This is a genomic window from Citrobacter sp. S46_ASV_140, from assembly GCF_018919545.1.
GTDB lineage: Bacteria > Pseudomonadota > Gammaproteobacteria > Enterobacterales > Enterobacteriaceae > Citrobacter > Citrobacter braakii.
In genome coordinates, this window is sequence record NZ_JAHLRC010000033.1 from 13330 (window position 1) to 26637 (window position 13308).

The following is a 13308-nucleotide window of genomic DNA, read 5'->3' on the forward strand; positions in this document are numbered from 1 at the left end:
CCGGATAAGGCATTTATGCCGTTATCCGGCAACGTCGGTTAGAAGCAGTGACCTGCTTCGAGGGCAACCGCGTCTTCACCCGCTTTAAAGACGTAAGTGGTGTTCGGACCGCCAAGAACCGCCTGGCCGTTACTCACCTTAATCCAGTTTCCTTCCGGCAAACCAATTACCGTCAGCTCTGGTGCCACAACCAGCAGCTCGCGAATACGCTGTTCACGCGTTTCGCCTTTGTGGCCTTCCGGAAGCGCATTGGTGAAATGTGGGTTAATCTGCAGCGGGAACAGACCCAGGGCATCAAAACCTTTTGGATCGACAATCGGCATGTCGTTGGTGGTGCGGATGGTCTGGCAGGCGAGGTTAGAACCTGCGCTCCAGCCGATGTACAGCGCACCGCGTTTGACGACATCCACAATCGGCGCCAGCAGTCCGCGCTCGCGGCTCTCTTTCAGTAACTGGAAGGTGTTACCCCCGCCGACAATCACCAGCTCTGCGTTTTCAATGGCAGCGATCGGATCGGCAACGGTATGAATGCCAGTAACGTTGACGCCCATTGGCGCAAAGATGGCTGCCGTTTTCGCCGTGTATTCATCCCAGGTTTGCGTCACGCCAGCGAACGGAATAAACACCGCCGTACGGCGACCATTCAGCTGCTCAGCAATCAGTGGTAGCGCATGTTCCATCCAGCCTTTGCCCGGCAGCGTCGAGTTACTCAATAAAAGCAGTTCCATCATTTCTCCATGTAATCAGAAAATTACAAACCACGCTAATGCTACCACTATCAGCGTAACGCCTTACTGATATGGCTCACGATGTTGGAAGGGGGGAAAGCCGAACGGGTTAACCACAACCTCCTGTTGGAAAAGCCCGTTCGGACTTAACAACGTCAATCTATTGAAACAGCGTCCTTTTGCGTAGTGGCAAACGCCAGGCCTTCGTCCTCCCAGCCCTTAATACCACCAATCATTATTTTCACCGGTCGACCTAGCTGCGCCAACTTCAGCGCCGCGCGATCGGCCCCGTTACAGTGTGGGCCAGCGCAATAGACGACAAACAGTGTGTCCTGTGGCCATTTTTTCAAGGATTCCGTATTTATCAGTCGATGGGGAAGATGAATCGCGCCAGGGATATGACAACGAGAAAAACTCTCTGCACTCCCCACTACATGTAAAAGCACAAAATCTTTGTCGTCAGCAGCCATCGCGGAATGAACGTCAGAACAATCCGTCTCCATATTCAGACGTTGCTGGAAATGGGCGATAGCTTGTGCAGATGAAGCGGCTGGAATATCAGTTACGGTACTCATATTGTTGTTTTCTCTTGTGGTGAAATCAGCTGTTGTGTTACCTCTTATCTCATCAAAAAATTAACCTCGAAACACCCTCTGACCATGACAGATTCCGCCAGGATCATGACAACATCTTCTCGCCCGTTGGTCGTTGCACTCGCTTATGACGGGCTATGTACTTTCGAGTTTGGCGTCGCAGTGGAAGTTTTTGGGCTTCCGCGACCTGAACTGGGGGAGGGCTGGTATCGTTTTGCCGTGGCTTCGGTTGATCAAGGTGAATTAAGGGCAACTGGCGGGGTTCGTATCGTTGTGGACGGTGGATATGAATTGCTGCAAGAAGCAGACACTATTGTCATTCCTGGCTGGCGTGACGTGAGCTCACCGGTCCCGGAAGCATTATGCGATGCGCTTCGTGAAGCACATCAACGCGGTTGTCGAGTCATCTCTATCTGTTCTGGTGTATTTGTTCTGGCTGCGGCAGGTTTGCTGGATGAGCGTAAGGCGACGACGCACTGGCGTTACGTCAGTGAACTCCAGCGACGCTTTCCCGCCATCAACGTCGTGGAAGATGTCCTGTATGTCGGTGACCACGACGTGCTCACTTCGGCAGGTAGTGCGGCAGGGATTGATTTATGTTTGCATGTGGTGCGCACTGATTTTGGACTTGAGATTGCCAATAACGTGGCCCGTCGCCTGGTGCTGCAGCCCCACAGGGATGGCAGCCAGACTCAGCAGCAACTGCGTCCTGTTGCCCGCAGTCGGGAAAGCCAGCGTTTTGGTCTTTTGCTTGACTGGTTACATAACAATATCGCGCAGAAGCATACTCTTGACGCTCTGGCCAGCCAGGTCGGTATGAGTCCCCGAACGTTGATGCGGCGATTTCAGGAGTCAACGGGGCTTACTCCCGCACGTTGGCTGATGAATGAACGGCTAAACCGTGCGCAGCAGGCGCTCAATACATCCCATATCAGTATTGAGCAGATCGCGCAGCAAACCGGGTTCGGCAGCGCAAACTCTTTGCGTTACCACTTTCAAAAACGATTTGGAATCAGCCCGCAGGCATTACGTAATCAGATGCGATAGCACATTTTCACGCTCTGCTTTTTTATCCCCCGCAAGGTAGGGTATATTTCGCTGTCAAAGGAGAAATTATGCTGCCCGACTCATCCATCCGATTAAATAAATACATCAGTGAAAGCGGAATCTGCTCGCGCCGCGAGGCGGATCGCTTTATCGAACAAGGGAATGTCTTCCTGAATGGTAAACGCGCCACCATTGGCGATCAGGTGATGCCTGGCGACGTCGTAAAAGTGAATGGTCGGTTGATTGAGCCGCGTGAAGCGGAAGATCTGGTTTTTATCGCGCTGAACAAGCCGGTAGGGATTGTCAGCACCACTGAAGACAGCGAACGCGACAACATTGTTGATTTCGTTAACCACAGCAAGCGCGTGTTCCCAATCGGTCGTCTGGACAAAGATTCCCAGGGGCTTATCTTTCTGACCAACCACGGCGACCTGGTGAATAAAATCCTGCGTGCCGGTAACGATCACGAAAAAGAGTATCTGGTGACGGTAGATAAGCCGGTCACTGATGACTTTATCCGTGGGATGAGTGCCGGTGTGCCAATCCTTGGCACCGTCACCAAGAAATGTAAGGTCAAGAAAGAAGCGCCGTTTGTGTTTCGTATCACGCTGATTCAGGGGCTGAACCGCCAGATCCGTCGTATGTGCGAGCACTTTGGCTATGAAGTTACTAAGCTTGAGCGTACACGTATCATGAACGTTGGTCTGTCCGGCCTGCCGCTGGGTGAATGGCGTGACCTGACGGATGACGAACTGATCGACCTGTTCAAGCTGATTGAGAACTCGTCCTCAGAAGCCAAACCGAAGGCGAAAGCGAAGCCAAAAACCGCAGGCATTAAGCGCCCGGTGGTGAAAATCGAAAAATCGGCAGAGAAAGAGAAATCGCGCCCGGCGGCAAACGGGAAGCGTTTTACCTCGCCGGGGCGTAAGAAGAAAGGGCGTTAACGTCTGCCGCGCGTTGGCGTATTCGCTGACCAGGAAAATGATGCTTCCGCATCCGGTTTGTAAGCCTGCTTTTTCTTCAACTGGCGGGCTTTTTTAGCTTCTGCTTCGCGCAAGGCCATCAGTTTATCGATGTACTCTTTCTTGATGCTGTTGGTCTCAGCGTTGGTCAGCAGTCGACCATGCGCAATGCGCGCGCGGTCGAGCAGCGTTTTCAGTTCACGCTGTTCGCGCTCGGTCATCTCTTTTTGGGTAATGCGGGGGAGTGCCATAAGGGTGCCCTCTGTTAGCCGATATCCGCAGTGTACGGCAAAGTGCAGAGGCTGGGTAGGCCGGATAAGGTGTTAGCCGCTATCCGGCCTGCCGCCGCCAATTAGCGGCGTTCTTTTTCTTCAATCGGTTTACCGGACCAGTAACCTGCCAGCAGCGAACCGGAAAGGTTATGCCAGACCGAGAACAATGCGCCGGGCAGCGCCGCAAGCGGGCCAAAGTAGATTTTGCCCAGCGCAGCGGCAAGCCCTGAATTCTGCATGCCCACTTCAATAGCCAACGTACGACAGGTTGACTCGTCGAAACCAAACAGTTTTCCGCCCCAGTAGCCGCCGAGCAAGCCAATGGTGTTATGCAGGATCACGGCGATAATCACCACAAAGCCGACAGACGCAATGTGCGAGGCGGAACCCGCCACGACGGCGCTGATGATCGCCAGGATGCACACCATAGAAAACGCCGGCAGATACGGTTCCACGGCTTTTACGACGCGTGGGAACAGATGGTGAATGACCAGCCCCAAAGCAATCGGAATGACCACGATCTGCAGAATACTCAGCAGCATACCCATCACATCCACCTGGATATGCGCGTCGACATACAGCCGTGTCAGCAGCGGCGTGGCGACAACGCCGACCAGCGTTGAAACCGATGAAATAGTCACGGAGAGCGCCACATCACCTTTTGCCAGATAGATCATGACGTTCGATGCGGTTCCGCTGGCGACGCTACCGACCAGCACCATCCCTGCCGACAGTTCCGGCGGCATATTAAATGCCAGCGCCAAAATCCATGCGGCGAGCGGCATCACCAGATAGTGCAGGAAAATACCCGCTGCGACCGGTGCGGGGCGTGAAAGTACGCGTTTAAAGTCGTCCACCTTCAGGTGAACGCCCATGCCGAACATGATCAGCATCAGCAACGACGGAACGAATGGCCCGACAGGCGTAAAGGTGGAGGGCGTGTAATACGCAATAACAGAGAGCAGCAGCGCCCATAACGGGAACAGCCGCGTGAGAGTAGCGAGCATGTTATCTTCCTTGCGATTGAAATGTGTTGTGTTGTTATAAAAAAGCCGGGTTCGAGCCCGGCTATAGTTATTGTTTATCGCGTGATGAAATATTATTCAAACAAATTATGGTGCAGCTTCTGTACCACCTGTTCGGCTTCGCTACCGGGCACCAGGAAGCACAGGTTATGGCTGGACGCGCCGTAGCAAATCATGCGGATGTTGAACGGCTCCAGTACACCAAACACCTCTTTACCCACGCCGCAGGCTTTGGACAGGTCGTTGCCAATCAACGCCACCAACGCCAGGCCTTCTTCGACTTCAACCCGGCACAGGGCAGACAGTTCCATCAGCAGAGACTGCGTTAACAGCGTATCGCCGGTGGAGGTTGAACCGGTGGTATCCAGCGTCAGCGCTACGCTGACTTCAGATGTGGTAATTAAATCTACCGAGATATTGTGGCGTGCAAGGATGCCGAACACTTCTGCTAAAAAGCCGCGAGAGTGCAGCATATTCAGGCTATGCAGCGTCAGCAGCGTCTGCTTACGGCGTAGCGCCAGCGCACGGAACAGCGGTGGATTCGCGGTTTTATTGCAGACCAGCGTACCGCCTGCTTTTGGATCCTTGCTGGAGCCAACAAATACCGGGATATCGCTACGTACGGCCGGCAACAGGGTTGCCGGGTGCAGCACTTTCGCGCCAAAGGTCGCCATTTCCGCGGCCTCTTCAAAGGCGATTTCATCAATACGCTGCGCAGCAGGAACAACGCGCGGATCGGTAGTGTAAATGCCTGGAACATCGGTCCAGATATCGACGCGCGTTGCGTGCAGCGCTTCGGCCAGCAGGGCGGCTGTATAATCGCTACCGCCGCGCCCCAACGTGGTGGTGCGGCCTTTGCCTTCGCTGCCGATAAAACCCTGAGTGATTACCAGACCTTCGCTCAGACGCGGGGCCAACTGAAGCGTTGCCAGTTCAGCCAGCGCCGCGACGTCGGGTTCTGCGCGACCAAAACGATCGTTGGTGCGCATCACTTTACGCACGTCAAACCACTGCGCTTGCACGTTGCGTTCACGCAGGATTTCGACGAACAACAGGGTGGACATCAGTTCACCGTGGCTGACCAGTTCGTCGGTCAGGGCGGTTGAGGTCGCCAGTGACGCCGCTTCTGCCAGCGTGGTGATGTTTTCCAGCAGACGTTCAATCTCTTCACGAATTACGTTCGGATAACGCAGGCGTTCCAGAATATTGAACTGAATTTGACGAATGGCGTCGAGTTTTTCGAAGCGCTCGGTTGGCTCCAGCCCTTCAGCCAGTGCGACCAGCAGGTTGGTAATTCCAGCGGAAGCGGAAAGTACCACTACACGGACGTTAGCATCAGAAAGTACCACATCAGCGCTGCGATTCATGGCATCAAAATCCGCCACGCTGGTACCGCCAAACTTGGAGACAACTACATCAGTCATAACTACCTCGTGTCAGGGAATGAATAGAGCGACCATGGCACATAAGGCAGAACGAAAACCGGTGCAGGCGCAAATGCAAATACCGTATTTATAAATAAAATGTGTAGCTTGCACTGTCAACGCTGGGATTATGCGGATTTTTCATGCTGCGTTTCCGTTCAGTAACAGCGCTTATAACATCTATACTTTTTACCCTGGTTCGATGGATACAAGGGCGATGGCATTAAAACAATCACACTTTTCTGTGACTGGCGTTACAATCGATCTCAGTCACAATTCTCAAAATCAGAAGAGTATTGCTAATGAAAAACATCAATCCAACGCAGACCTCAGCCTGGCAGGCACTACAAAAACACTTTGAAGAGATGAAAGACGTTACTATCGCGGATCTGTTCGCGAAAGATAGCGATCGTTTCGCTAAATTTTCCGCTACGTTTGACGATCTGATGCTGGTGGATTTCTCCAAAAACCGCATCACTGAAGAGACGCTGGCTAAACTGCAGAATCTGGCGAAAGAGACCGATTTGGCAGGCGCCATCAAGTCCATGTTCTCCGGTGAGAAAATTAACCGCACTGAAGACCGTGCCGTGCTGCACGTGGCGCTGCGCAACCGTAGCAACACTCCAATCATCGTTGACGGCAAAGATGTGATGCCGGAAGTGAACGCGGTGCTTGAGAAGATGAAATCCTTCTCTGAAGCGATTATCTCCGGAAGCTGGAAAGGCTATACCGGTAAAGCCATTACTGATGTCGTGAACATCGGTATCGGCGGTTCAGACCTCGGCCCGTTCATGGTGACCGAAGCGCTGCGCCCGTACAAAAATCACCTGAACATGCACTTTGTGTCTAACGTCGATGGTACGCACATTGCCGAAGTGCTGAAGAAAGTGAATCCGGAGACTACGCTGTTCCTGGTCGCTTCCAAAACCTTCACCACTCAGGAAACCATGACTAACGCCCACAGCGCGCGCGACTGGTTCCTGGCGACCGCTGGCGACAACAAGCACGTTGCCAAGCACTTCGCAGCTCTCTCCACTAACGGTAAAGCGGTTGGCGAGTTCGGTATTGATACCGCCAATATGTTCGAGTTCTGGGACTGGGTTGGCGGTCGTTACTCCCTGTGGTCTGCAATCGGTCTGTCCATCATCCTTTCTGTGGGCTTCGACAACTTTGTTGAGCTGCTTTCTGGCGCGCACGCCATGGACAAACACTTCTCCACCACTCCGGCGGAGAAAAACCTGCCGGTGCTGTTGGCGCTGATCGGTATCTGGTACAACAATTTCTTCGGTGCTGAAACCGAAGCGATTCTGCCGTACGACCAGTATATGCACCGTTTCGCGGCCTACTTCCAGCAGGGCAATATGGAATCCAACGGTAAATACGTTGACCGTAACGGCAATGCGGTGGATTACCAGACAGGCCCAATCATCTGGGGTGAGCCGGGTACTAACGGTCAGCATGCGTTCTACCAGCTGATTCACCAGGGTACCAAAATGGTTCCGTGCGATTTCATCGCTCCGGCAATCACCCACAACCCGCTGTCGGATCACCATCCGAAACTGCTGTCTAACTTCTTCGCCCAGACCGAAGCGCTGGCTTTTGGTAAATCTCGTGAAGTGGTTGAGCAGGAATACCGCGACCAGGGTAAAGATCCGGCAACGCTTGACCACGTTGTGCCGTTCAAAGTGTTCGAAGGTAACCGTCCAACTAACTCCATCCTGCTGCGCGAAATCACACCGTTCAGCCTGGGTGCGCTGATTGCGCTGTACGAGCACAAAATCTTCACTCAGGGCGCGATCCTGAATATCTTCACCTTTGACCAGTGGGGCGTTGAGCTGGGCAAACAGCTGGCGAATCGCATTCTGCCAGAGCTGAATGATGATAAAGAAATCACCAGCCATGATTGCTCAACTAACGGTTTGATTAACCGTTATAAGTCCTGGCGTTAATCTGCTTCTTCCTTCGAGCCGCAGCGGTGTTGGCTGCGTTCGTTAACCCCGGTCGCATAGCTATCTATGCTCCCGGGGATTAACGATCTTGCCGCCTTGCTGCAATTCGAATGAATTTGCAGATTACTTATAAAAAAAGCCGATATTAATATCGGCTTTTTTATAATCTGGCTCCCGAATATCTACGCTTTTGCTTTACACCTTTATTGAGCTTAATCCTAAAATAATTCATTCAACGTTATCGTGTTTCTGGTTTTTTCAGAATTACCGGATGTTGTGTTTTTGTTTTTGTATTTTAAATTTATGATTATATTGAATTAATTATCTTACGTTAATCATTTTATTTCTTGCTATCTAATTATCCTAAATTCCCGCCTGGCGTAATTTGCACACTTTGGCTTGTGTATACTCGATCTCGCCCGAAATTCTTTTGGGTAAATCTCCATTCATACAATGAAGGGAATTTGTGATGAAAAAAGTTCTGTATGGCCTTTGGGCTATATCTGCGCTTGCGGCGACTTCTGTCTATGCTGCCCCCGTTCAGGTGGGTGAGGCTGCAGGGTCGGCTGCCGCGTCGGTTTCGGCAGGAAGTTCCTCCGCAACCAGCGCGAGCACCGTAAGTTCTGCGGTGGGGGTTGCCCTTGCGGCAACCGGTGGCGGCGATGGTTCTAACACCGGAACCACAACCACCACAACTACCAGTACCCAGTAATACCGGTACGTTTAATTCTAACCACACTTCGGTGTGGTTATTTTGCCGCTGCGGAGAAATGTCGTGAAGCGACCAGCGCTGATAATGGTTTGCCTGTTATTGCAGGCGTGCTCAGCCACCACCGAAGGGCTGGGTCATTCGCTATGGGATAGCGTGTTTGGTACTCCCGGCGTACAGATGACAGACGATGAAATCAAAAACATGCCCTACGCCAGCCAGTACATGCAGCTCAACGGCGGCCCACAACTGTTTGTGGTACTCGCGTTCGCGGAAAACGGACAGCAGAAATGGGTGACTCAGGATCGGGCCATTCTCGTCACGCAGTCTGGGCGCATGGTGAAAACGCATCTCGGCGGGGATAACCTGATCGAGGTGAATAATCTCGCGGCAGATCCGCTCATCAAACCAAACCAGATAGTCGATGGGGCAACGTGGACCCGCACGATGGGCTGGACCGAACATCAGCAGGTGCGCTATGCCACCGCCCACTCGGTTTTCGAATGGGATGGCACTGACACCATTAAGGTTGGTAGCGAAGATACGCCAGTACGAATCCTTGACGAAGAAGTCACCACCGATCAAACGCGCTGGCATAACCGCTACTGGATCGACAGCGAAGGGCAGATTCGCCAATCGGAACAGTATCTTGGCGCACGTTACTTCCCGGTGAAAACCACGCTGATTAAGGCGGCAAAATCATGATGAAACGAGCCGTTGTGGCGCTGCTATTGAGCCTGAGCGCAGCGTCAGTTTTTGCTGCGGGTAGCGTTAAGGTCTTTACCTCCGCCAGCGAAGAGCCAAAGACGTTGACCGGGGCCGAACATCTGCTCGACCTGGTTGGGCAGCCGCGGTTGAGTAATAGCTGGTGGCCAGGAGCGGTTATCAGCGAAGAGCGGGCAACGACGGAAGCAGAGCGTCAGCAGCAGGCATTACTGGCTCGTCTGGCGATGCTCAGCGCTGAAGAAAGTGGTGACGATGCCGCGGCTATCAACGCATTGCGCCAGCAAATTCAGGCGCTGAAGGTGACCGGCAGACAGAAGATTAATCTCGACCCGGATGTTGTGCGCGTCAGTGAGCGAGGCAACCCGCCGTTGCAGGGCAATTACACGTTGTGGGTCGGGCCGCAGCCAACGGATATAACGCTGTTTGGCCTGCTTAGTCATCCGGGTAAACAACCGTTTATACCCGGGCGCGATATCGCCAGCTATCTCGATGGGCAACGTCGGCTCAGCGGCGCAGATCGTAGCTACGCCTGGGTCATCTATCCCGACGGACGCACGCAAAAAGTCCCGGTCGCCTACTGGAACAAACGTCACGTTGAGCCGATGCCCGGCAGCATCATTTTTGTCGGGCTCTCTGATGCTGTCTGGCGCAGCACCCCGGATGAAATCAATGCCGACATTCTTCGCACCCTGACCCAGCGGATACCCGAATAATGAGAAAAACTTATCTGCTCAGCTTACTGGCGCTGGGCGTAAGCGTTGCCTGCCACGGTGAAACCTGGCCCGCGCCCATTGGACCTTCCCAGTCGGATTTTGGCGGCGTGGGACTGCTGCAAACCCCAACCGCACGCATGGCGCGTGAAGGCGAAATGAGCCTTAACTACCGCGATAACGATCAATACCGTTACTACTCTGCGTCGGTACAACTCTTCCCCTGGCTGGAAACTACCCTGCGCTATACCGATGTGCGTACCAAAAAATACAGCGGCGTGGAGTCGTTTTCTGGCGATCAGACTTATAAAGATAAGGCTTTTGATCTCAAACTTCGCCTGTGGGAAGAGAGCTACTGGATGCCGCAGGTGGCGGTTGGCGCGCGGGATATCGGTGGTACCGGACTGTTTGATGCGGAGTATGTGGTGGCGAACAAAGCCTGGGGCCCGTTTGATTTCTCTCTCGGCCTTGGCTGGGGATATCTCGGGACCAGCGGCAACGTTAGCAATCCGTTTTGCTCATACAGTGATAAATTCTGCCATCGCGATAACAGCTACAAGCAGGCCGGTTCTATTGACGGTAGCCAGATGTTCCACGGCCCGGCGTCGCTGTTTGGCGGCGTAGAGTATCAGACTCCCTGGCAGCCGCTGCGCCTGAAACTGGAGTATGAAGGTAATAATTACCAGCAGGATTTTGCCGGCAAGTTGGAGCAGAAGAGCAAGTTTAACGTCGGCGCTATTTATCGCGTCACCGATTGGGCCGACGTTAACCTCAGCTATGAGCGCGGGAACACCTTGATGTTTGGGGTCACGCTGCGGACTAACTTTAACGATCTGCGACCAAACTATAACGACAATACCCGCCCGAAATATCAACCACAGCCGCAGGATGCCATCCTGCAACATTCGGTGGTGGCGAATCAGTTAACGCTGCTGAAATATAATGCCGGGCTGGCGGATCCTAAAATTCAGGTGCAGGGCGATACGCTGTATGTGACGGGTGAACAGGTGAAATACCGTGATTCGCGCGAAGGGATCGAGCGTGCTAACCGGATCGTGATGAACGATCTTCCCGATGGGATCCGCACGATCCGCATTACGGAAAACCGCCTTAACTTGCCGCAGGTGACGACCGAAACGGAGGTTTCCAGCCTCAAGCGCCATCTGGAAGGCGAGCCGTTGGGCCATGAAACTCAGCTGGCACAAAAACGCGTCGAACCCGAGGTACCGAAAACGACCGAGCAGGGCTGGTATATTGATAAGTCACGCTTCAATTTCCACATCGATCCAGTGCTAAATCAGTCGGTGGGCGGCCCGGAAAACTTCTATATGTATCAGTTGGGCGTGATGGGAACGGCGGATTTGTGGGTTACCGATCATCTGCTGACCACCGGGAGTTTGTTCGCCAACCTCGCCAATAACTATGACAAGTTTAACTACACCAACCCGCCGCAGGATTCGCATTTACCACGCGTGCGTACCCATGTGCGTGAGTATGTGCAAAACGATGTCTACGTGAATAACCTGCAGGCCAACTACTTCCAGTCACTCGGAAACGGGTTCTACGGACAGGTTTACGGGGGCTATCTGGAAACTATGTACGGCGGAGCGGGGGCAGAAGTGCTGTATCGCCCGCTGGACAGCAACTGGGCGTTTGGTGTTGACGCCAACTACGTGAAACAGCGTGACTGGCGCAGCGCGCAGGACATGATGAAGTTCACCGACTACAGCGTGAAGACCGGGCATTTGACGGCTTACTGGAATCCTTCGTTCGCCCAGGATGTACTGGTGAAAGCCAGCGTGGGGCAGTATCTGGCGGGGGATAAGGGCGGAACGCTGGAAGTGGCGAAACGCTTTGACAGCGGCGTAGTGGTGGGCGGCTATGCGACCATCACCGACGCCTCGCCGGATGAGTACGGAGAGGGTGATTTTACCAAAGGGGTGTACGTTTCTGTGCCGCTGGATCTGTTCTCGTCAGGCCCAACCCGCAGTCGTGCGGCGATTGGCTGGACGCCGTTAACACGCGATGGCGGCCAGCAGCTTGGACGTAAGTTTGGTCTGTACGACATGACCAGCGACAGGAGTGAAAACTTCCGCTGATAGATGGCCGGATGGGACCTGCGCTTATCCGGCTCTATAAACGACGTAATAATTTTGCCGGATTTCCCGCATACACGCCTTTCTCGGTGATCGATTTGGTCACCACGCTTCCCGCGCCGACGACCACGCCATCACAGATAGTGACCGCCAGAATGGTCGCTCCGCTACCGATCGAGACATCGTCGCCAATCGTAATACGTCCCCAACTGTTGCGGTCGGCATTGGGTTTTCCTTCGCGAAACATATCGTTGGCGAACATCACGCCGTGACCGATAAAACAGCGGGCGCCGAGGGTGACATATTCGCAGATGAAGGTGTGCGACTGAATTTTGCTGTCTGCGCCAATCTGCGTATTACCCTGGATTTCAACAAATGGTCCGACAAAAACGTTGTCACCCAATGTGCAGTCGTAGAGATTTGCGGGTTCATAGATCACCACGTTCTCACCGCAGGTAACGTTGCGAACAGCGGATTGTCTTAGCTGCATAATTCATCCTGTGAAATGTGTCGTGGCACTCATCATTCCCTGCTGACCTTTCTTGCACAAAATATAAACAAAAAATGTAGATCTCTGTCACATTTTTGCGTTATACAGGAACCTTGCCACTGAGTAAGAGGTGCTGTTATGACGTCGCTATCTCGTCCACGCGTGGAGTTCATCTCCACTATTTTACAGACCGTGTTGAATCTGGGGTTGCTGAGTCTGGGCCTGATCCTGGTCGTATTCCTCGGGAAAGAAACGCTGCATCTGGCGGATGTGCTATTCGCGCCGGAACAAACCAGCAAATATGAACTGGTGGAAGGGCTGGTGGTTTACTTTCTCTACTTTGAATTTATCGCGCTGATTGTGAAGTACTTTCAGTCAGGTTTTCACTTTCCGCTGCGCTACTTTGTCTATATCGGGATCACTGCGATTGTGCGGTTGATCATTGTCGATCATAAAGCGCCGATGGATGTGCTGATCTATTCTGCGGCGATCCTGCTGCTGGTGATCACCCTGTGGCTGTGTAATTCCAAACGGCTGAAGCGAGAGTAAAAGACAACACGCCGCAATTGGGCTGCGG

Annotated in this window: 14 protein-coding genes; 8 read left to right on the top strand and 6 right to left on the bottom strand. The window is 53.1% G+C overall.

Annotated features, from left to right (window positions below):
* Positions 1 to 38: 38 nt before the first annotated feature.
* Positions 39 to 728, bottom strand: a complete 690-nt coding sequence (gene pepE, locus KQJ19_RS11035; protein ID WP_016155430.1) for a dipeptidase PepE — start codon at positions 726 to 728, stop codon at positions 39 to 41.
* 155 nt (positions 729 to 883) lie between these two features.
* Complete coding sequence (locus KQJ19_RS11040) at positions 884 to 1303, bottom strand: rhodanese-like domain-containing protein (protein WP_019077882.1); 420 nt, start codon at positions 1301 to 1303, stop codon at positions 884 to 886.
* 84 nt (positions 1304 to 1387) lie between these two features.
* On the opposite strand from KQJ19_RS11040, the gene ftrA reads away from it, so the two are divergent.
* Complete coding sequence (ftrA, locus tag KQJ19_RS11045) at positions 1388 to 2368, top strand: transcriptional regulator FtrA (protein ID WP_080860369.1); 981 nt, start codon at positions 1388 to 1390, stop codon at positions 2366 to 2368.
* A gap of 68 nt (positions 2369 to 2436) precedes the next feature.
* On the top strand, positions 2437 to 3312 hold the full coding sequence (gene rluF, locus KQJ19_RS11050) for a 23S rRNA pseudouridine(2604) synthase RluF (protein ID WP_016155331.1): 876 nt from the start codon (positions 2437 to 2439) through the stop codon (positions 3310 to 3312).
* Here rluF and KQJ19_RS11055 read toward each other — a convergent pair.
* The 3 genes from KQJ19_RS11055 to lysC all read right to left on the bottom strand — a co-directional run bounded on the left by KQJ19_RS11055 (position 3309) and on the right by lysC (position 6051).
* The gene (locus KQJ19_RS11055; protein WP_003826541.1) at positions 3309 to 3581 is read right to left on the bottom strand and encodes a DUF3811 domain-containing protein; all 273 of its coding nucleotides are present in this window, start codon (positions 3579 to 3581) and stop codon (positions 3309 to 3311) included. The genes rluF and KQJ19_RS11055 overlap by 4 nt on opposite strands.
* A 101-nt stretch (positions 3582 to 3682) precedes the next feature.
* Entirely contained in the window at positions 3683 to 4609 is a 927-nt protein-coding gene (gene panS / locus KQJ19_RS11060; protein WP_019077880.1) for a ketopantoate/pantoate/pantothenate transporter PanS, read from the bottom strand.
* 92 nt (positions 4610 to 4701) lie between these two features.
* Positions 4702 to 6051, bottom strand: a complete 1350-nt coding sequence (gene lysC / locus KQJ19_RS11065) for a lysine-sensitive aspartokinase 3 (protein WP_016155333.1) — start codon at positions 6049 to 6051, stop codon at positions 4702 to 4704.
* A gap of 302 nt (positions 6052 to 6353) precedes the next feature.
* Here lysC and pgi point away from each other — a divergent pair, with 302 nt between their 5' ends.
* The 5 genes from pgi (at position 6354) to KQJ19_RS11090 (ending at position 12244) form a co-directional block, all read left to right on the top strand.
* On the top strand, positions 6354 to 8000 hold the full coding sequence (pgi, locus tag KQJ19_RS11070) for a glucose-6-phosphate isomerase (protein WP_047499535.1): 1647 nt from the start codon (positions 6354 to 6356) through the stop codon (positions 7998 to 8000).
* Between the two features lie 469 nt (positions 8001 to 8469).
* Positions 8470 to 8712 carry an exopolysaccharide production protein YjbE gene (yjbE, locus tag KQJ19_RS11075; RefSeq protein WP_016155435.1) on the top strand — a complete coding sequence of 81 codons (243 nt, stop codon included), beginning with the start codon at positions 8470 to 8472 and terminating at the stop codon, positions 8710 to 8712.
* A gap of 63 nt (positions 8713 to 8775) precedes the next feature.
* Complete coding sequence (locus KQJ19_RS11080; RefSeq protein ID WP_115191106.1) at positions 8776 to 9414, top strand: YjbF family lipoprotein; 639 nt, start codon at positions 8776 to 8778, stop codon at positions 9412 to 9414.
* Complete coding sequence (locus KQJ19_RS11085; protein WP_141876094.1) at positions 9411 to 10148, top strand: capsule biosynthesis GfcC family protein; 738 nt, start codon at positions 9411 to 9413, stop codon at positions 10146 to 10148. Before KQJ19_RS11080 ends, KQJ19_RS11085 begins: the two co-directional genes overlap by 4 nt.
* On the top strand, positions 10148 to 12244 hold the full coding sequence (locus KQJ19_RS11090; protein ID WP_216403659.1) for a YjbH domain-containing protein: 2097 nt from the start codon (positions 10148 to 10150) through the stop codon (positions 12242 to 12244). The genes KQJ19_RS11085 and KQJ19_RS11090 overlap by 1 nt, the downstream gene beginning before the upstream one ends.
* A 34-nt stretch (positions 12245 to 12278) precedes the next feature.
* On the opposite strand, the gene KQJ19_RS11095 is transcribed toward KQJ19_RS11090, so the two are convergent.
* The gene (locus tag KQJ19_RS11095) at positions 12279 to 12734 is read right to left on the bottom strand and encodes an acyltransferase (RefSeq protein ID WP_161784581.1); all 456 of its coding nucleotides are present in this window, start codon (positions 12732 to 12734) and stop codon (positions 12279 to 12281) included.
* 135 nt (positions 12735 to 12869) lie between these two features.
* On the opposite strand from KQJ19_RS11095, the gene psiE reads away from it, so the two are divergent.
* Positions 12870 to 13280: a phosphate-starvation-inducible protein PsiE gene (gene psiE / locus KQJ19_RS11100; RefSeq protein WP_003031674.1), complete on the top strand. Its 411-nt coding sequence runs from the start codon at positions 12870 to 12872 to the stop codon at positions 13278 to 13280.
* The last annotated feature ends 28 nt before the right edge of the window (positions 13281 to 13308 follow it).